Consider the following 20,599-nt stretch of genomic DNA (forward strand, 5'->3'; position numbering starts at 1 on the left):
AATTGTAATACGCAGCGCACTTAAACGCACTAAAAACTTAGTTAATAGTCCCTTTTTGAAAGTTTTTTGCACGATGTGTTACTAATAAGAAAGGAATTAGCAGCGAATAAGTAAACTGAATCACTCACTTGTAAGCTAAAAAATATTAAGGCGTTAACAACACATGTTGTTAACGCCTTTTACTCGAAGCAGATTTAAAAAGCAGGCTATTAAACTTTAAACTGACTGACTAAATCTTTAAGGTGCTGAGCACGCGATAATAAGCTTTGCGTACCACGCTGTTGTTGCTCTGCGTTATCATGTATTTGCATTGCACTGTCTGAAATATCATGAGCCGACTGATTGATATGCTCAACCACCGTGCCCTGCTCTTCTGTGGCTGCTGCAACTTGGTGATTGCCTTGGCTGATAATCTCAAACTTCTGCTGAATAGACTGAAGTGCAGACACTGCAATATGCGTAAGCTCAGTCACTTTTTGACTACTTTGCGTACCTTCGGCAATCGCTTCTTGTGATTGCAATGATGAGCTTTGTAAGCGCGAAATCTGTTCTCGAATTTCAGAAGTCGATGTTTGCGTACGCTGTGCAAGTGAGCGTACTTCATCAGCAACCACCGCAAAGCCACGACCTTGCTCACCCGCCCTTGCTGCTTCAATTGCCGCATTGAGTGCCAATAAGTTAGTTTGCTCTGAAATTGCATTGATCACTTCAACAACCGAGTTGATCTCAGCTGCTTGATTAGCAAACTCACCGATACTTTTATCAACCGTGATCAAAATATCATTCAATTCATTCATGGTTTGCGCTGTGGCAGCCATACTTTGATTGGTTTGCACGGTTTCTCGTACCGCTTCTTCCGTGTCGCTTGCTGTGCGATGAGCAATATCAGACACCTCGTTAATAGTTTGCCCCATTTCTGTAATAGCTGTGGCAACTTGATCGGTTTGCGCGCGCTGATCTTCGGTAGCAACAAAGGTTTTATTGGCAAAGCTCGCAAGATCGTCAATCCCTTCTCGCATAGCTTGCTCGGTAACACTTATTTCATCGACAAGCTCGGCTACTTTACCAATAATGGCATTAAAGCCCTTAGCAAGATGTCCCAGCTCATTATCAACACTGTCATCTAAACGTTTTGTTAAATCACCGCCGTGACCTGCCATGCCCAGTAGTTCATCACCAACACTGCGTATTTTCTTACTTAGCCAATTAGCAAAATAAAGTGTAAGCACCAAAAAGATACCCGCAAGCACGACACTTACGATAATCGACATCCAAACGACTGTATTAATCGCGCTTGATATCTCTTGCTTAGGCTGAACCGCTACAAGAGTAAGGCCTGTTCCTTCAATTGGCATAACCCCAGCATAAACATCTTCATCTGCGAGCTCGACTTGCGATAGAGTAAAGCCAGTATGTTTACTGCTCAAAAAGCTTTGTAATGCGCTTAATGAAGCGACGCTTGTGACTTGTTTACCAATATAAGCATCGTTTGCGTGTGCAATAATTCGCTTGCTGTCATCAATTAAGAATAAATACCCTTGCTCACCAATTTTACGCGACGTAACAATGCTAGAAATATCTGAAATATCATAACCAAGCCCCGCAACACCGAGTCGTTGCCCTGCAATTTCAACCAAGGTGTTAACGTATAAAGTGAGGTGTCCACCCTGCTCACTCACATCTAAAGCGAGCGCTTGGCGTTTATCTGAGCTAATAAAGTCAAAAAACCAACTGTCTCTTGGCTCACTTTGTGAGATTGATTTGAAAAAGCCGTCTTGTGTGTAATAACTCATTGAGTTTTTGCTTACCCAAAACACTGATGATGCACCGCTTTTTCTTTGTAAGTCAGCAAAGTACGCCATGACACGCTGATGAATTGGCGAGCTTTTCTCACCTTCGCTCATCCACGTATGCAGCATTTGGTTTTCAGCTAACGACTGTGACACAGAGATGGGGTAACGCATTTGAGCGTCAATTTCGGCAGCAACTTTACCCACAGCGTCAGGCAATAATTGCTTTTCGGTTTGTTGGTAATAAAGCCGAGAAAATTGGCTGGTATTGATTAAGGCGCTAACCACAGTGACAACAAACAATGCAATTAACACAAAACTAATAAAAATAGTGCGCAGCGATAGATTTCGCATTCAGCAAGCCTCATACTTAATGGTGGAGTTTTGGTTTTAGATCATCCTTGCGTCCTATCAATAATTTTAGGTAACAAGTCGGTGTTAAGCAATTGCTATTTAAGCTTTTACTGTTGTTTTTGTATGAATAATTATCAAACTCAAACAGAATAGGAACAAACGCCAACTTGTACCTTTTTACTAGTTAAAATAATAGCTACAAACAGCTCACTGAAAAAAGCCGTGCTTATTATGACCCTGCTATTATTGCCATTTTTTGCCTGTAGGTTTTTGGCGACATGCCATACCAGCGATGAAATGCATGATGAAATGCACTAATTTCAGAGTAGCCACATAAAAAGGCTATTTCTGTGACTGAAAGATCTGTTTCGTTTAACAACGACACACTTTTTTGCTGTCTTAAACTTGCTAATTCGTTACTAAAACTTGTGCCCTCTTTTGCAAGACGGCGCTGCAGCGTTTTTTCACTCATATTAAGTGCTTTTGCCATTGCTTTACTGGTGGTTTGGCCTTGAATTAAATGCTCTTCAAGTAAAATTCTCAGTACCTGCGTCACATTCGTTTGCGTCACTAGTTTCATCTGGCTTGATAACACAGGCTCACTATCGGTATTTTCGCTAAAAAACAGGCTATGGGTCGTTGCGCCGTATTCAATGTTGCAATTAAAGTGCGTATTAATCTCACTATGTGGCTCTTTACGCTGCAAACAAATTCGCGTTGGGTGCCAATCTTTTCCCTTTACAGTGCGTGCTATTTTTACACAAAACGCCATGGGCGCTTCGTAGCTTAGCAGTGACATATCACGTTCACCATCACTAAAGTTAAAGCGAAGCTCATACTCACTACCGTGATCGATCAAAGATACATTATGGGTATCGCCCATTAATTTTTGATAACGCAATATCAGCCGAAAAGCACTCAATAACTGAGTTGACTGAATAATCGCCATGCCTACCACCGGAATAGCGCGTACATTCATGTTACTGCCAACATAAAGACCTAAATGGGTGTTTGGTAACATGGCTTGCGCCTGCTTCCAAAGCATACTGACACTGGCTTGTGGGTATCGGGCTGTTTGGCTACTTAATTCTGCCAAAGGAATATTTGCCGCTGCAAACAATTCATTAATTGGTAAACCCTGCCACTTAAACGACTCAGCCATAGCACGAAGCCACCAGCTTGATAAGGTTCTCATGCACGTCCTAAATAAACAATTTAATGACCTATATTATCAAGTAAATAAAAGAATAAAAGCCTATTGTTAACCTGTAATTAACAACGGAGACAACAATATGGGCACTGTAGCAAGTAAACGCGAGTTCGCGAGCTTTAAAGAGTTTTACCCCTATTACTTACAAGAACACAAAAATAAAGTCTGTCGACGCTTACATTTCATTGGCAGTTGGATTGTTTTGGCTATTTTGTTTGCCGCTATTTATCAGCAGCAATATAGCTGGCTAATTTTATGCCCAGTTGTGGGCTATGGCTTTGCTTGGGTTGGTCATTTCTTTTTTGAAAAAAATCGCCCCGCTACTTTTACACACCCTTTTTATAGCTTTATTGGTGATTGGGTCATGTTTAAAGACATTATTATTCGCAAAGTACCATTTTAGGAAAACACCATGACCATGAAACACACAGTATCAGAGCAAGAATGGCAAGCCCGTGTTGAGCTTGCTGCCGCGTATCGCCTAGTTGCTTTATATGGCTGGGATGATTTAATTTTTACCCATATTTCAATGCGCGTTCCCGGCACAGACAACGAATTTTTGATAAACCCGTATGGCATGATGTTTCACGAAATTACCGCATCAAGTCTTATCAAAGTAGATCAACAATGTAATAAGCTGCATGACAGTGAATACCCTGTTAATCCTGCGGGGTTTAATATCCATAGCTGTATTCATATGGCGCGTGATGATGCCCATTGCGTTATTCACACCCACTCACTCAATGGCACGGCAGTGTCTGCTAACAAAGACGGCTTATTGCCTATCTCTCAGCAAGCTGTTGTTGTGCACTCAGGTTTGGGTTATCACGACTACGAGGGCATTGCCCTTAATCCTGCAGAGCAAGACCGTTTAGTGAATGACCTAGGTTCTAATAACTTTCTAATGCTACGTAATCATGGCCTATTAACAGTAGGTAAAACGGTCGCTGATGCATTTTTGTTTATGTATGTTTTTGAAGCTGCATGCGCTGTACAAACTCGTACTTCACAAAATACCGAGCAACTCGTACAAGTACCTAGCGCGATTATTGAGGGTATCAAAGGGCAAACTGAAGTTGCTACTAAGGGACTGGGTGGCGCAATTGCTTGGCCTGCCTTACTGCGCTTACTCGACAATAAAAGTCCGGGTTACGATCAATAAGGATATACCATGCAAATTGATATCATGACTAAAATAGTGCTGCCTTTAGCACTATTTATCATCATGTTTGGCATGGGGTTAGGGCTTAAAAAGCAAGACTTTGGGGCATTATTTATTAGCCCCAAAGCACTTTCAATAGGCTTAAGCTGCCAACTACTGTTATTGCCTAGCGTTGCGTTTGTATTAGCAATGAGTTTTACCTTGACCCCAGAGCTCGCTATAGGTTTGATTTTAGTGGCTTGCTGCCCTGGCGGTGTGACCTCAAACCTTTATACCTATTTATTCAAAGGGGATGTTGCGCTGTCAATAAGTCTAACAACGCTAGCCACATTTATCTCACCCTTTACCTTGCCACTGATTATGCATTTTGCCATGCAAACATTGAGTGTGCCGGGCCACGAATTCGCTTTGCCAGTGATTAAAACCATAGTGCAAATGCTTATGATAACGGTGCTTCCTGTTTGCTTAGGAATGGTATTTAATCACTTTAAACCCCATTTGAGCTTGAAAATAGAACCCTTTATACGTCGTTTTTCGAGTGTGTTCTTAATTGTGATAGTGCTTAGCATTATTCATAAAAATGCTGACCAAATGCTGAGTTTTTTTGCGACCAGTGGCATTGCAACGCTGACATTAAACCTCAGCACGCTGTTACTAGGGCTGTTTTTTGCAAAAATATCGGGCTTAGATCACAAGCAACAAATGAGCATTGCGGTTGAAGTTGGGCTACAAAATGGCACCCTTGCCATTTTAATTGCGAGTACCTTAATCAATAATGCCGCCATGGCAATTCCTGGAGCAACCTATAGCTTATCAATGTTTGTAACGGGTTATATTTTTTGTCGCTTATTTAGCGCGCATCATACAAAACACCTTGCCATTCTCAACAAAGCATAAAAGCCAAAGTGATGACTAAAAACAAGGAAGTTTTTAATCACACAGTAATAAAAAATAGTTAAAATTTGAGATAACCAAACGAGTCTAAAACACACCTAATAACAAAGTTCATCACCCATTCCAACTATTAATTTTTTATTTATTTTTCAAAACTATACATAAATCATTAGTTATAATTTTTGCTCTGTGGTCAGTCTTGTTTAATAAGATATTTTCGTTCACTATCAATTTATGGCTTGTTATATAGGGACATATTGTGGCCGAACTTAATAACTCTAAATTGCCCGTTCATGTTGCTGAATTAAAGTTTGCACTTGATAACGTACCCGCATACGTTTACATAAAAAATGAGCTCGGGCATTACGTTTATGCTAATAAGCTTACCTTGGGTTTATTTGCTTGCTCTGAGCAAGAATTACAACATAAAAGTGATGTGGACTTTTTCCCAATTCCTGACGTAAAAAAGCTAGCGAAAATAGACAAGCGGGTGCTCAGCGGTGAGCGTACCCGTGAAGAAGTTGAGCTTACCTTTCCCGACGGACACCAATATATTTTCTGGGAAGTGAAAACCCCTATTATTTGCGACACAGAGCCGAACAAAGTCATCGGCATTTTAGGTATTGCAACAGACATTACCGAACGAAAACACCTTGAAGAACAACTCCTTTATGCTGCCTCTACCGACCCGTTAACTGAACTTTTAAACCGCCGCTATTTTTATATTCGTTTATCGCTTGCGTTACAAATGAGCAAGCGCGACCAAAACTATGGCGCGGTGATATTTATCGACCTGAATAAGTTTAAAAAGTTAAACGACCAATATGGCCACAACACAGGCGATGCTTACCTTGTTGAAATTGCTAATCGAATGAAAACGGTTGTGCGCGAAAAAGACTGTTTAGCTCGCATTGGTGGCGATGAGTTTGTTGTATTACTTGAAGGGCTTGGTCGTGATGAGCAAACAGCTAAACACAACGCTCATCGTGTTGCCGATAAACTGCAAACAGCAATAGAAGCTCAATTTAAGTATCAAAATATAAAATATCTTGGCTCTGCAAGCGTCGGAGTCACCATGTTTTTAGGTACACAAAAAACTGCTGAAGAGATCGTGGCGCAAGCTGATCAGCACATGTATTTGATAAAACATGCACTGAATTATTAATACAATACATAAAGAATAAAACTGCACTTAAATAGGTAACGATTACAAATCAATAGCGTGCTTTGCTTTGTGGTGGTAATCTGAGCAGTGAAAAATAATATTAATTGTATTAAGGAAAGTACATGGACCCCGTTTCTAGCATTTTAGACCTGTTGTTAAATGTAGAAGTCTTTCTTCTAATTTTTGTTTTAGTACTACTAAAAAGTAGCGTTAAATTTGTGCCGCAAAATCGTGCCTGGTTAATCGAGCGTTTTGGTAAATACCATTCTACCAAAGAAGCCGGCTTAAACTTTATTGTGCCATTTATCGACCGTATTGCCGCTGACCGCAGCTTAAAAGAACAAGCGCAAGATGTGCCTTCGCAGTCTGCTATCACTAAAGATAATATCTCGCTTATCGTCGATGGTGTGCTGTATTTCCGCGTGCTTGACCCGTATAAAGCCACGTATGGTGTTGATGACTATGTATTTGCGGTTACTCAGCTATCGCAAACAACGATGCGTTCTGAACTTGGTAAAATGGAACTAGATAAAACCTTTGAAGAGCGCGACATGTTAAACACCAACATAGTTACCGCGATTAACCAAGCATCTGAGCCTTGGGGTATTCAGGTTTTACGTTACGAAATTAAAGATATTGTGCCACCTAATTCTGTAATGGAAGCCATGGAAGCACAAATGAAAGCTGAGCGTGTAAAACGTGCGCAAATTTTAGAGTCTGAAGGTGACCGTCAGTCTGCCATCAACGTGGCAGAAGGTAAAAAGCAAGCCCAAGTCCTTGCTGCCGAAGCTGAAAAAGCCGAGCAAATTTTACGCGCTGAAGGTGAAGCGAAAGCGATTATCGCCGTTGCTGAAGCACAAGCAGATGCACTGCGTAAAGTAGGTGAAGCCGCTGACACCGAGCAAGGCCAAAAAGCAATTCAACTCGACCTTGCCACAAAAGCTATTGCCGCTAAAGAAGCCATTGCGCGTGAGTCATCTGTGGTATTACTTCCTGAGAGTGGTACTGACGCAAGCTCGCTTGTAGCTCAAGGTATGTCTATTATTAACTCTTTAAATAAAAAGCAACAAAGTTAGGTGGGCTGATGGCATTTTTAGATACCCATTTAGCCGAAGCACTGATGATTATAGGTGTTATCGCGCTAATTGTTGAAGTTGCTGTACTGGGTATGAGTACCTATGTATTACTGTTTTTAGGCTTATCTTTATTTGCCAGTGGCTTACTAATGAATATAGGTCTACTTGATACGAGTTACACTACCGCGCTTTGGAGCAATATCGTGTTTACTCTTGGTTTTGCTCTCGTGCTTTGGAAACCTCTCAAACGCATGCAGGATAAAACCGATACTAAGCCGATACATAGCGATTTTGCTGAGCTTACCTTTGTCGTTAATGCCGAAGTTGATGATAAAGGGTTAACCACACATCAGTATTCGGGTATTACTTGGCAATTAAAAAGTCAGTCCCCCATTGCTGCGGGTAGCACAGTAAAAGTGACCGACAAACAAGTTGGCGTACTTTGGGTAGAGGCGGTATAACTCAGCAATAGTTAAACCTCATTTAGAGCCAAAACTCTATTTAGTTTTGTAACCGTGTTTGCTATGGTTAGAAGCACTCACGGTTACAAGCAAGGTTGCGAAAATGAACAATAATAAGGCACTCGTTGTAGAAGGCGGTGCAATGCGTGGCATTTTTGCCACTGGCGTACTGGATGCTTTTATTCAAGCCAATTACCAACCTTTTACTCAATGCTATGGTGTTTCTGCCGGAGCCACTAACATTGCAGCTTATTTGTGCGCCCAATACAAACGTAACCATGCAGTGATCACCGATTACTCTTGCCGACCAGAGTTCATCGATTTTGTTCGTTTTATCAAAGGTGGCCACCTGTTTGATTTAGACTGGCTGTGGCAAGAAACCATCCGTGATATTCGTCTAGATCTCGACACCTTCGAAAAACAAGCCAGTGAGTTTTATATAGTCACAACCAACATACAAACTGGACAGGCAGAGTACTTAAAAGCAAATGCAACTCATCTTGAACAGCAATTAAAAGCCTCTTGTGCGCTGCCGATTGCTTATCGAGAATTTCCTGTTATCGACAATTTGCAACTTACTGATGGTGGCGTGGCAGATTCTATTCCAATCCGTAAAGCATACGAGATGGGTAATAAGGAAATCACCGTTATTTTATCTCAGCCTCTTGGCTATAAGAAAAAGCCTTCAAAAGCGCCTTGGTTCGTCAAACGTCTTTATAAAAACACCCCTGCATTAGCAGAAGCCACCTTAAGACGCGCAGAAAATTACAATCAAAGCATTGATTTTATTACCAACCCACCAAGCGATTGTAAAATTAATATTATTGCACCGCCACCCAACTTTGCAGTTGGTCGAACAACAAAATCATTTGAAAAACTCAGTGCGGGCTATGAAATGGGCTTAAATGCGGGCTCAAATTTTTTAACTCAAGTTGCCTAAGCTAACGCTTTAAAAATAGGAACAATTTTTAAGCGTTTTCGATGTCATTGGCTATACTTTTAAGAGTTATGTTAGCCAAGGATTGACCATGAAACTCCCCCTACCTTTTATTATTGCCTGCAGGCTTTTAATACTCTCTTTTCTATGTTTGTTTTCATTTTTTAGCCAAGCCATTGAGTGGCCTCAACAAGTGCAAACGTCACAAGGCACACTCATTGTTTACCAGCCACAACCCGAGAAACTAAACGGTAATACTTTAACAGCCCGTGCAGCGATGTCATTTTCGGTTTCAGGCAATGACGCTGTGTTTGGCGTATTTTGGTTTAGAGCTAAACTAGATACTGATCGCGAAAACGATACCGTCACCGTTCGCAATATCACTGTCACCGATGTACGCTGGCCTGAATCAAAAGATGCAGAAGAACAAAAATTTACTGCTGTCGTTAATGAAGCAATAAAAGCCAGTCAATTCGAAACCTCGCTTTCGCAACTCACCGCCAGCCTTGAAAGTGCAGAAGCAGCAGAACAAAGTTTAACGCAATTAAAAACCGACCCTCCAACGATTATTTTCAAAGAGCAACTGTCGGTATTACTGAGTTTTGATGGTGAACCTAAGTTTAGTAAAATTGAAAACAGCCAATTTGAGCGTGCTTTAAACACCGCCATGACAGTGATTAAAGATAGCAAAAGCAAACTTTGCTATCTCACCGATGGGCAATTTTGGTATCGGGCAAAACAAGCCAAAGGGCCTTATGAATATACTCAGTCGCCACCGGCTGAACTTGTAAAAATGCTTCCTAAAGATACCGAAAGCTCAGATCTAAGTGCACCACCAGCTATTGTTGTAGCCACTAAACCCACCGAACTTATTGCAACTGATGGCGCAGCTAAATGGAAAAGCTTAACCGGTGGCGAGCTCATGTATGTGTTTAACACTGAAACCCCGTGGCTACGTGAAATGCAAACGAATAACATGTATGTCTTGTTATCTGGGCGCTGGTATCGTGCAAAACAACAAACAGGCCCATGGACATTTGTACGCGGCGATGAACTACCAGAAAGCTTTGCCAATATTCCACCTGAATCAGATTTAGGGGGCCTCAGAGTTTCAGTTGCCGGTACTGAAGAAGCTGAAGAAGCTGTATTAGATGCAAAAGTGCCGCAAACAGCGGCTATCAGCCGTAAAGATACCAGTTTAACTGTGTACTATGATGGCAAACCTAAGTTTGAACGTATCCCGGGCACGCAAGTTTCTTATGCTATTAATACGGATGCACAAGTGCTGCAAATTAAAGGCAAATATTATGCAGTCGATAATGCGGTGTGGTTTAAGGCAGATTCCGCACAAGGGCCTTGGCTTGTTGCTGATAGCATTCCAAAAGATGACATCGCAAAAATTCCTCCAAGTTCCCCCGTTTACAACGTCACTTACGTCGAGATATACGAATCAACTCCTGAGGTGGTGTATGTTGGTTATTACCCAGGTTACATGTGGTCATACCCTTATTATGGCGTGCCAGTGTATGGTACAGGTTGGTATTACCCACCATACTGGGGCGGTGGCTACTACTACCCTCGCCCACCGACTTGGGGTTTTAATATTGGCTATAACAACTGGACAGGTTGGTCGTTTGGCTTAAGTTGGAGCAATGGTTTTTTAAATCTAGGGATGAATTGGAATGTTGGATGGCCAACCCATTATCGACCTTATCATTGCTGTAATGGCTGGTATGGCGGTGGTTACCGCGGCCCAGTTATTATTAATAATGGCAATATCAATATTGGTAACAAAATTAATGTCGGTCATAAACCGGGCCACCATAATAAGCAACCAAGGCATAATATTTATAAACGCGATCAGAGTAAGTCTCGTCTCGCTTCAAAGCAGCAAGTGAAACGCGATTTAAAAACAGCCATCAGCCAACGCGATAAAGCAAACAACGTGTTTGCGGATCAAAAAGGTAACGTGCTCAAGCGTGATGCCGATAAATGGCAACAACGTGTTGAGGGTAAATGGCAAACATTACCTACCGATAAACAGCAACAAATCAAAGATCGGGCACAAAATATTGACCGCCAACAAGTGCAAAATAAATTGCAAAGCATAGATAAAAGTAAAGCGAAGCAAACATTGCAGCAACGCCAGCACACTCAAAATAGGCAACAAAATCGTATGCAGCAATTAAATAGGGCAAATAGAGCACGTCAGCAAGGTATGCAGCGCCAACAAATGCGCCGTAATACACAAAGACAAATGCCTCGGCAAATGCCTAATCGCGGTCATTAATGTACAAACAGGAACAAAACAAAGCCAGTGTAAATACTGGCTTTGTTATCTTAACCAGAGCCAACGCACCTCTGTGGCTACCTTTAAGTCGTAATAGATATGCCTCTTAAGAAAAAGCCTGCAAAACAATTGCAAAAACTTGCTTAAAACTATTTCTCTATTAGTTTTAATACTAAGTCCTTACAAAAATTTGCACGCTCATGTTAAATAACTACACCGTTCGTACGCGATTAGCCGTCTTGGCTTTGTTACCGGTTACAGTTTTTGTGATCACCTCTATTTTTACAATGTCTATTATGTCGGGCATGGTAAAAGGCATCGACAGTTTGTATGACGATAGAGTCATCCCCCTTGAGCAGATAAAAACAGTATCGGACAATTACGCAGTTAGCATTGTTGATCTATTCCATAAATACCGCGCTGATCAAATTTCAAAAACTGATTTTCTAGCCGCCGTTGAAAATGCAAAAGACGTTGCTGACAGCAAATGGAAAAGCTATTTAGGAACCAAACTAACCGCAGAAGAGCAGCGCTTAGTTAATATCGTGGAAAAAAATCTTGCTGTGGTAGAAAGCGCACTCAACGCGTTTTTAACCCAAGTTAAAAGTAACCAACTTAAAGCAGTGCCTAACGAGGTGTTCGTAAAAAATCTTTACGATGTGTTTGACCCACTCAGTGAAAGTTATCAAGGGCTAATAAACTTACAAATCAATGAGGCTAACAAGTTCAAAAACGCCGCAGATAAAGACTTTGCTCAAGTCACCATCGCTATGACTGCCTCTATCACTGTATTAATAATTTTATTATTGGCAATTGCCTTTATTATTTATCGCTCTATCCATAACCCATTGTTATCGCTGAGTGAAACGATAGGTTCTATCTCCGATAATGCCGATTTACGTTTGCGCGCAAAAACCCATGGTAATGACGAAATAGCCCAAGCAGCAAACCACTTTAATGCCATGATGGAGCGCATTCATGCATTAGTAAATGATGTAACTAGCGCAACACTCACCCTTTCATCTGCCGCAGAGCAAATGAACTCAATTAGCGACCAAGTTGCAAGCACAGCCACAGAGCAAGAACATCAATCAGCAATGATTGCCACTGCCATTACACAGATGAGCAGTGCCATTGAGCAAGTGGCCGCAAATGCATTATCAACATCAGAAAAAGCCACTCACACTGATAAAACAGCCAAGCTGGGTCAGCAGTCTGTGCAAGAAAATATCGATGCAATAAACCGTCTATCACACATCGTTAATGCGAATACAAAATTAATCAATGAGTTAAATACACAATCAACCGATATCAATCAAGTGGTAATGATGATCCAAGGCGTTGCAGAACAAACCAATTTACTTGCATTAAATGCGGCCATCGAAGCTGCACGCGCAGGTGAGTCGGGTCGCGGTTTCGCAGTCGTAGCCGATGAAGTAAGGCAGCTTGCGCACAACACTCAAAAAGCCACAGCCAGTATTAACGAAATGATCAGTAAACTACAAACAATGGCGCAGCAAGCAGTGAACGCCATGGGCAATGCAGACGAAAGTGCTAAACAAAGTGTTGAATATGCAGAGCGCTCATCACAATTACTGACTGAAATTACTCAAGAAATGGCTCTTATCGCCGATATGAACAACCAAGTATCCACCGCAACGGATGAGCAAACCACTGTTGCTAACGAACTAAGTTGTAATATTAATGAATTTAGTAGTAGCATTTCACTGGTTAGCGAAAGCTCGCAACAAAATGCTCAAGCCAGCCAAGAATTGGCCTCACTGGCTTCGCGTCTACAACAACAGGTGCATGTTTTCAAAGTATAGTCGTATAAACGTGCGCTCAAAAAAGGACTTAAATTAATGAACAGAGCAATACTGATGTTTCTAATGACATTTGCTCTGTCGAGTCTACAAGTATTAGCTCATGAACAAATCGTTATTCAGCTTGCTAAACCCAGCTATACTGATGCGGTAAAAAACCAGTATATTCACGATATCCTCGACAAAAGTTTTGCCGCAATGGATGTGGATGTTGTGCTGCTTTATAACGTTAAACCTATGAACGATAAGAGAATTATCGAACAGCTCAGCCATAATAAAACGATAACCTTAGCGTGGCTTTCTTTACCTCATAAGCAGCTTGATTCATTAGTCAGAACGACAATCCCACTCTATAAAGGGTTACACGGCAAGCGTTTGCTTATTATCCGTCATGAAGACCAAGAAAAGTTTAGCAATATTAAAAGCCTTGCTGAATTAACCCCCTTAGTTGGCCTGCAACAACAAAGTTGGTCAGATTATACCGTATTGAAAAACAATGGTTTAACAGTTAATGGCGAGCTTGATTACCCAGGGATGGTAAAAGCCCTTGACACAGGGCTCGGTGATTACTTTCCACGCTCAGTACTGGCAATTGGCACCGAACTGAATAGACTAAAACAGTTCAATTTTGTCATTGCGCCAAACATTATGTTGCAATACCCCAGCGACTATTACTTTTACTTAAGCAAAGAAAATCAACACATTAGAGATATGCTAGAACAAGGTATGCAAAAACTGCAGCAATCAGGTGAACTTGAGAAGCTCTATTTGCAATACTTTGGTGATGTTGAAAAACAATTTTCTTTAAAGCAACGTCACATCATAACGCTAAAAAATAAGGAGTAAGCATGCTAAAAGCGCTGATAATTACCATTATGACATTGGCGATTTTTGCAGCGGGTTTTATAGCTGGAGTGTACAGTTTACCTATTTTAACTGAACAACCAGCACCCGATATTGCTATTTTGAAGCAGCATCAAGATCGATCGCAGTTTAGTGCAACGTTTAAGCCCGACCTCAAAGGCTCAGATCGCTTGCATTATGGTGATGGCAAGGTGTATTTAACGAATGATGCTATTTCTATGCAGGGCACGTTATCACCTGGGCCTGACTATCAACTTTATCTATCGCGAAACTTTATTGATAACGAAGACGATTTTTTAGCACAAAAAGGCACCATGCAGCGTATTGCGGGGGTACGTTCGTTCAATGGCTTTAAGCTAGTTGTACCACAAGGTATCGATGTCAGTGATTACAATACAGTAGTTATTTGGTGTGAAAGTTTTGAGGAGTTTATAACCGCAGCACAGTATCAATAGCTGTATTAATAAAAACAAAGCCGCCTTTGGAGAGGGCGGCTTTAAAGCGGCAGCTATGGGTGTGAGCTGCCTAATCAAGAGTCATTGTTTATGCAACTAATTAGGCTGCATCTTCTGTGCTTTGAGTTTCATCGCTGTGGCGAATTAAGTAATCAAATGCACCTAAGCTTGCCGTTGCACCACTGCCCATAGCAATAATGATTTGCTTAAACGGCGTTGTTGTTGCATCACCTGCCGCGTAAACACCCGGTAATGATGTTGCACCTTTGCTATCAATTTCGATTTCGCCAAAGCGAGTCAGTGATAACGCTGAATCTTTTAACCATTCAGTGTTTGGCACCAAGCCGATTTGCACAAAGATACCTGCAAGCTCAAGTGATTTTTCATCGCCAGAGATGCGGTCAATATAGCTTAAACCTGTTACTCGTTTACCATCACCAACAACTTCTGTCGTTTGCGCGTTTTTGATAATAGTAATGTTGTTTAAGCTATTTGCTTTACGAATAAGTACTTCATCAGCACGTAAGGTATCAGCAAATTCAAGCACAGTGACATGCTCAACAATGTTTGCAAGGTCGATTGCAGCTTCAATACCAGAGTTACCACCGCCGATAACCGCTACAGCTTTGCCTTTAAATAACGGACCATCACAGTGAGGACAATAAGCAACCCCATGACCGCGATACTCTTTCTCACCTGGCACGTTCATTTCACGCCAGCGTGCACCGGTTGCTAACACCACTGACTTAGCATTTAAGACCGCGCCATTTTCTAGCGTAATTTGATAATTATCTTGCTTAGTAAGCGATGCCGCACGTTGGTTTTGCATTACATCAACATCGTATTCTTTTACGTGCTCTTCAAGTTGTGCAACCAATTTAGGGCCTTCGGTCGCTTTAACTGATATAAAGTTTTCAATTGCTAATGTGTCTGATACCTGACCACCAAAACGCTCTGCAACCACACCCGTATTTAAGCCTTTACGTGCTGAATAAATTGCCGCAGAAGCGCCTGCAGGGCCACCACCAACAACAAGTACATCGAATAACTCTTTATCGTTCAGTGCTTCGGCTTGGCGTGCAGCCGCTTTGGTATCTACTTTATTTAAGATATCAGTCAGGTTTACAGCGCCTTGGCTGAATAACTCACCATTTAAGTACACAGCCGGTACTGCTAACACATTACGCTCGTTCACTTCGTCTTGGAACAAGGCGCCATCAATCATCGTAGCCGTAACATTTTCATTGTGTGCCGCCATCAGGTTAAGTGCTTGCACTACTTGCGGACATGTTTGACAACTCAATGAAATATACACTTCAAAGTTAAGCGGCCCAGGCAATGATTTAATTTGTTCAATTTCAGTCTCTGATGCCTTACTTGGATGACCGCCTGTATGCAGTAGAGCAAGGATCAAACTGGTGAATTCGTGGCCCATAGGCACACCCGCAAATGTGATTTGCGTATTGTTAATAGGTGAAGATACCACCATAGATGGACGACGCACATCTTGGCTAGGGTTATCTCGCACCGAAAATTTGTCGCTTAACGAAGCTAAATCGTTTGCTAAGTTTTTAAGTTCTGTTGATTTATTGCTGTCATCCAAGGCGATAAGCAGCTCAACAGGGCTGGTAATAGAAGCAAAGTGGCTTGTTAATTGGTTTTTGATATTCGTATCTAACATGGCTTAGCCCTTGAGTTCAGAATAAATAATCTAGAAAAATTTTAGGGATAACTGCCCATCACCCGCTAATGTGCTTAATGTGAGTTGTGATGGGCAATTAAGGTTGCATTGAGATAGCAAAGCAAAGCTTTGCTATCGTTTAATGCTGTGGCAAATTAGATTTTGCCAACTAGGTCTAGTGAAGGAGCAAGTGTCTCTTCACCTGGCTGCCATGATGCAGGACATACTTCACCGTCGTGGTTAGCAATGTACTGTGCAGCTTGTACTTTACGTACTAACTCTTTCGCGCTACGGCCGATGCCTAAGTCGTGAGTTTCGATTACTTTGATTTCGCCTTCAGGGTTCATTACGAATGTACCGCGAAGAGCAAGACCTTCGTCTTCAATCATCACACCGAAGTTACGTGTAATACGACCTGTAGGGTCACCAATCATTGGGAATTTGATTTTACCAATTGTGTCAGACGTATCGTGCCATGCTTTGTGAGTGAAGTGCGTGTCAGTTGATACTGAGTAAACTTCAACACCCATTTCTTGAAGTTGCTCGTAGTAATCTGCAACATCACCTAGCTCTGTAGGACATACGAAAGTGAAATCTGCTGGGTAGAAGAAGAAGATTGACCACTTACCTAGCACGTCTTTTTCTGTTAGTTCTACAAAGTCACCGTTGTGGTAAGCTGTTGCATTGAATGGTTGTAGTTTTGTGTTAATTAATGAAGTGCTCATAGTATTCCTCATTGATGTATTTAAAAATGTTTAATTAACGCAGCCTTGCGTCTGCTTGATTAATACAATAGAGGTATGAGCGATTAAAATAAAATTGATTGTTTAGATTAAATTGATTTGTTTTTTAGATTGAAATACACAGAATAGCAAAAACTATAAAGCCCTCAATCACTTATGTAATCAAGGGCTTTCACTTCAGGGAATAAAATTACTTACTAAAACCATATAAACTCTTTGGTTTAATGTAGTTAGGCTCAATTCCTTGCTCTTTTGCGGCTGCTAACATCACTTGCTCAATCCAACCTGCATCCATAATGTTCATATAGTTACCATCTGGGTCAAAGTTAATGTTAGACCCCATAACCACCATAAAGGTATCGGTCACTTCAGTGTTGTCTGCTGGTACTTGAAATTGATGAATAGAACCGCCTGGCTCAAACAAATAGCTACCAGCCACTTGTAAATCGTCAGGGTATTCTGTGTAGTGCCAGCTGCCTGCTAGGGTATATAAATGTACAACCCCAGTATGAAAGTGCTTTGGCAAAACCGTACCCGGCTCAAATAAAACACGTAATACCCATACCCCATTTTCAGAATCCAGCATGAGTGGATAAATGTGCACGCCTGGTAAAGCGTTTTTAATTAGCTTTTCATCATTTGTATGAATAGTCAGTAAGAAATCTTGATGATTAATAATATCTGGTAATGCCATATGTGTGCCCTCTTTTCACTTGCTTTCAATAAGTTAACTAGTTGCCTTTAATTTGCTGTGGCGGTATCTGTGCGTGGTTCTTCTTTACACAGCCCTTGTTCATACGCCCACTGCAATGCATGTTGCATACCTTGCTGTAATGTAAATTCTGGTTTATAACCAAAAATGTTCTGCGCCTTTTCATTACTGTACGCTGCACTTTTACGACTTAGCATGCGCATGGTCGACGGATTGATATCTGTGGTTTTACCAACAAGGTGATAACACCACTCAATGAACCCTGTTAGCTTTAACGCCAAAGCCAAATTCACTACTGTGACGTGCTTTTTCCCTTGTGCCTGTGCCAAGTAATTAAAATAAACTTGATTAGTCACTTGCTCAGGGCCTGATAGATTAAAAATTTCACCGCTTGCATCGTCGCTCATGGCACTTTGGTAAATGCCTTTGACTAAATCATCAATGTAAACAGGCCCAAACATGCCCTCTGGTACCATAAACTTGCCTTTGGCGATTTCTTGTAATGGGTAAGCTATCCACGGTCTTGAGCCGGGCCCATAGACATCGCCAGGGCGAATTATTGTGACATTGAGTTTTTTACTGGCGTGATAGCTTAGCGATAAATGCTCGCTCATCATTTTCGAATCGTTATAGGCTCTGCCATCAGGGAACAAAGGCGCATCTTCTTTAATATCAGTTTGCCAATCACTGCCATAGACGGCCGTCGACGAAATATGAATAAAGCGCTTTACTGTGTTTACAGCCACCGCTGCATCCAGTAAGTTTTTCGTCCAACCCACATTCGTCTGCCATGTTTGCTTATAGCTAAACGCATTTGAAACAATAGCCGCTGTATGAATAACTAAATCGCAGTCATTCATTAATGAGCGCCAACTCGCTGGCTCATTCAAATTACCTGCAACAATGTTAAATTCTTCACAGGGTGTTAAATCAACGCCGCATACATCGACTCCATGCGCCTTAAAGTAGCGCGCAAGTGTGCGGCCAATAAAGCCATTACCACCACTAATAAAAACTTTTGAGTAGTTCATTGTGTGTTCCTCTAAGCACGTTACAGCCTTAATTGCAGCTAGCAGGCCAAATGGTTAATACATTGTTAAACTTTAATGACCTGTATTACTTTACTTTTCACGCAATTTTTTTTACTTTTTACGCCAACGCACTAAAAAAGAGCACACTATGCCCCGTTTAACACAAGCACCTGATCTTATTAGAGTATCTGCTCTACACGGCTATATTGAAATGATCGAAAGTAAGTTGGTGAACCCTGACGCACTATTATCGCGCGTTGGTTTAGACAGAAAGCAATTACAAGATGCCAATAACTTTGTGCAGTATCAGCAACTCATTCAGCTATTAGAACTCACGGCGAAAGAATTAAACCTGCCCTATTTCGGGCTAGAGTTAGGCCGTTGGCAAAGCTTGAATATTTTAGGGTCTGTTGGTTATTTGATGGGCAATTGCGACACCCTTGAAATGGCGCTAAAAAATTTAACTAAGTACTATCATGTTCATCAAAATAGCGCTGACTTACTCCTTGAAGTAGACCAAGACTATGTAAAGCTATCTTTTTTAGTTCGCACTAGCCTAAAGGTGAGTGTTTATCATGGTGCCGACTTAGCCTTAAGCGTTGGGGTCAATTTATTAAAGCAGTTAACCGATGATCAAATAAAGCTGTCTCGTTTGGAGCTTCCCCATAGCTGTGATGACAACCAAAGTGTTTATCGCCAAGCACTAGGGCAAATTCCAATATTTAACTGTGCACACACCGCAGTGGTATTTGAAAGAAAATACCTAAAGCTCCCTATTAAGAACTCAGATAAGCAATTGTTTTCTATACTTAGCCAACAGCTTGGGCAGCTTCAAGATACAAAACGTGAAAACATTTCAGACCATGTTGAAGTGCTGATCAAGCAATACTTACTCCACGAAGAATTTGGCGTAAACCTAATAGCCGAAAAGCTATCAATGAGTGCTCGCAGCTTGCAGCGTCACTTAACAAAGCATGACACAACGTTTCGTGAATTAGTTGATGATGTACGCTGTAATCTGGCACATCAATATTTAACTGAATCTAGCCTCAGTTTATCGAACATCTCAGATATCCTAAGCTTTTCTAATTACAGCGAATTTACTCGCGCTTTTAAGCGCTGGTATGGCATTCCACCAAAAGATTATCGTAAGACACACTCGAGTTAATGGCGCAAAAAGTTAAAAACGGGTCGTTTAAAGCTAAGTTTTCTGTTAACAATTTATATATATTGACTAGCTAGTTTCGCTAATTAGTGGTCGTGCAATGTTAAGAAGAGTGTTTATTACCGGTGCCAACAGTGGCATTGGGTTCGAATTGGCAAAGCAATATATTAGCCGTGGAGACGATGTCGCTTTATTCGATTTACATTTCAACGAACAAACAAAACAATCGTTAAGTGAGCTTGCTGATGATTACCAATACATTGAGTATTTTGCTACGCATATCTGCGATAATGAAGCGCTGCAAACTCAAGTAAATAATGCAATCGCAGCGATAGGCAAACCAGATTTAGCCATTTTTAGCTGCAGTACCAATGAGCAACTAAGTAAAGAAAATAGTATTGCTTGTCAGCACTTTGCAACACTAATAACGCCACAATTAAGCATGAACGGCCACCTAGCAATTACATCCCCCCTTATTGATGCAACTAAATTTACGCCAGAGCCAAACGCTTTGATTTTAGCCAAAAAGCTACGCAAGAAATTTAAGCCAAATAACATAAAAATCAGCTTAATTTGCGCAAGCAAAACATCTAAAGCCATAACAAACCCAGCCAATACTGCAAAACAAATTTTGCGCAGCTTGGATAAACAAAAATTAATGGTGATCCTAGGCTTACAATCTAAACTAACCTATATCATGAGTCGTTACTTACCGAATTGGATAATGGGTTCTGTGATGGATCACCTCATAAAACAACAATTAATAAGAACAACACGCTAAGGAAT

General features: G+C 41.2%; 19 protein-coding genes. 13 read left to right on the forward strand and 6 right to left on the reverse strand.

Translation table 11 applies throughout. The annotated features are described in order from the left end of the window. Positions 1-209: 209 nt before the first annotated feature. Complete coding sequence (locus VRK28_RS03660; protein ID WP_063528629.1) at positions 210-2,144, reverse strand: methyl-accepting chemotaxis protein; 1,935 nt, start codon at positions 2,142-2,144, stop codon at positions 210-212. A gap of 229 nt (positions 2,145-2,373) precedes the next feature. Next, complete coding sequence (locus tag VRK28_RS03665; protein ID WP_250660427.1) at positions 2,374-3,339, reverse strand: AraC family transcriptional regulator; 966 nt, start codon at positions 3,337-3,339, stop codon at positions 2,374-2,376. 97 nt (positions 3,340-3,436) lie between these two features. On the opposite strand from VRK28_RS03665, the gene VRK28_RS03670 reads away from it, so the two are divergent. From VRK28_RS03670 to VRK28_RS03720, 11 genes are all read left to right on the forward strand, one after another. After that, positions 3,437-3,757, forward strand: coding sequence for a DUF962 domain-containing protein (locus VRK28_RS03670; RefSeq protein ID WP_054562470.1), 321 nt, complete (start codon positions 3,437-3,439; stop codon positions 3,755-3,757). Positions 3,758-3,766: 9 nt separating this feature from the next. Further along, on the forward strand, positions 3,767-4,516 hold the full coding sequence (locus VRK28_RS03675) for a class II aldolase/adducin family protein (RefSeq protein ID WP_251601646.1): 750 nt from the start codon (positions 3,767-3,769) through the stop codon (positions 4,514-4,516). Positions 4,517-4,525: 9 nt separating this feature from the next. Next, a complete protein-coding gene (locus VRK28_RS03680) occupies positions 4,526-5,413 on the forward strand; it encodes a bile acid:sodium symporter family protein (RefSeq protein WP_332393384.1) in 888 nt (295 codons plus the stop codon). 256 nt (positions 5,414-5,669) lie between these two features. Then, on the forward strand, positions 5,670-6,575 hold the full coding sequence (locus tag VRK28_RS03685; RefSeq protein WP_250660425.1) for a sensor domain-containing diguanylate cyclase: 906 nt from the start codon (positions 5,670-5,672) through the stop codon (positions 6,573-6,575). A 122-nt stretch (positions 6,576-6,697) separates the two neighbouring features. Then, entirely contained in the window at positions 6,698-7,651 is a 954-nt protein-coding gene (locus VRK28_RS03690; RefSeq protein ID WP_054562473.1) for an SPFH domain-containing protein, read from the forward strand. 8 nt (positions 7,652-7,659) lie between these two features. Continuing rightward, on the forward strand, positions 7,660-8,112 hold the full coding sequence (locus tag VRK28_RS03695) for an NfeD family protein (RefSeq protein ID WP_269407212.1): 453 nt from the start codon (positions 7,660-7,662) through the stop codon (positions 8,110-8,112). A 103-nt stretch (positions 8,113-8,215) separates the two neighbouring features. Beyond that, positions 8,216-9,052 (forward strand): patatin-like phospholipase family protein, encoded by an 837-nt coding sequence (locus VRK28_RS03700; protein ID WP_332393387.1) that lies wholly within the window; start codon positions 8,216-8,218, stop codon positions 9,050-9,052. Between the two features lie 88 nt (positions 9,053-9,140). Next, positions 9,141-11,339: a carbohydrate-binding family V/XII gene (locus tag VRK28_RS03705; RefSeq protein WP_332393388.1), complete on the forward strand. Its 2,199-nt coding sequence runs from the start codon at positions 9,141-9,143 to the stop codon at positions 11,337-11,339. A gap of 200 nt (positions 11,340-11,539) precedes the next feature. Further along, positions 11,540-13,165, forward strand: a complete 1,626-nt coding sequence (locus VRK28_RS03710) for a methyl-accepting chemotaxis protein (RefSeq protein ID WP_332393390.1) — start codon at positions 11,540-11,542, stop codon at positions 13,163-13,165. Positions 13,166-13,201: 36 nt separating this feature from the next. Then, the gene (locus VRK28_RS03715; protein ID WP_332393391.1) at positions 13,202-14,008 is read left to right on the forward strand and encodes a substrate-binding periplasmic protein; all 807 of its coding nucleotides are present in this window, start codon (positions 13,202-13,204) and stop codon (positions 14,006-14,008) included. Between the two features lie 2 nt (positions 14,009-14,010). Further along, on the forward strand, positions 14,011-14,481 hold the full coding sequence (locus VRK28_RS03720; RefSeq protein ID WP_332393392.1) for a DM13 domain-containing protein: 471 nt from the start codon (positions 14,011-14,013) through the stop codon (positions 14,479-14,481). A 100-nt stretch (positions 14,482-14,581) separates the two neighbouring features. Here the strand turns inward: VRK28_RS03720 and ahpF are convergent, their stop codons facing one another. The 4 genes from ahpF to VRK28_RS03740 form a co-directional block, all read right to left on the reverse strand. Beyond that, entirely contained in the window at positions 14,582-16,162 is a 1,581-nt protein-coding gene (gene ahpF / locus VRK28_RS03725) for an alkyl hydroperoxide reductase subunit F (protein ID WP_269407218.1), read from the reverse strand. A 155-nt stretch (positions 16,163-16,317) separates the two neighbouring features. Continuing rightward, a complete protein-coding gene (gene ahpC, locus VRK28_RS03730) occupies positions 16,318-16,887 on the reverse strand; it encodes an alkyl hydroperoxide reductase subunit C (protein WP_054553958.1) in 570 nt (189 codons plus the stop codon). Positions 16,888-17,095: 208 nt separating this feature from the next. Beyond that, positions 17,096-17,599, reverse strand: coding sequence for a 2,4'-dihydroxyacetophenone dioxygenase family protein (locus VRK28_RS03735; RefSeq protein ID WP_054562481.1), 504 nt, complete (start codon positions 17,597-17,599; stop codon positions 17,096-17,098). Positions 17,600-17,646: 47 nt separating this feature from the next. Then, the gene (locus tag VRK28_RS03740; RefSeq protein WP_332393395.1) at positions 17,647-18,648 is read right to left on the reverse strand and encodes an NAD-dependent epimerase/dehydratase family protein; all 1,002 of its coding nucleotides are present in this window, start codon (positions 18,646-18,648) and stop codon (positions 17,647-17,649) included. A 148-nt stretch (positions 18,649-18,796) separates the two neighbouring features. Here VRK28_RS03740 and VRK28_RS03745 point away from each other — a divergent pair, with 148 nt between their 5' ends. Together VRK28_RS03745 and VRK28_RS03750 are read left to right on the forward strand one after the other, a co-directional pair. Then, entirely contained in the window at positions 18,797-19,816 is a 1,020-nt protein-coding gene (locus tag VRK28_RS03745; protein WP_332393397.1) for an AraC family transcriptional regulator, read from the forward strand. 97 nt (positions 19,817-19,913) lie between these two features. Then, the gene (locus tag VRK28_RS03750) at positions 19,914-20,594 is read left to right on the forward strand and encodes an SDR family NAD(P)-dependent oxidoreductase (protein WP_332393400.1); all 681 of its coding nucleotides are present in this window, start codon (positions 19,914-19,916) and stop codon (positions 20,592-20,594) included. Positions 20,595-20,599 lie beyond the last annotated feature (5 nt).

Origin of the sequence: Pseudoalteromonas sp. P80D2, assembly GCF_036680945.1 — a bacterium.
Taxonomy (GTDB): Bacteria; Pseudomonadota; Gammaproteobacteria; order Enterobacterales; family Alteromonadaceae; genus Pseudoalteromonas; species Pseudoalteromonas shioyasakiensis.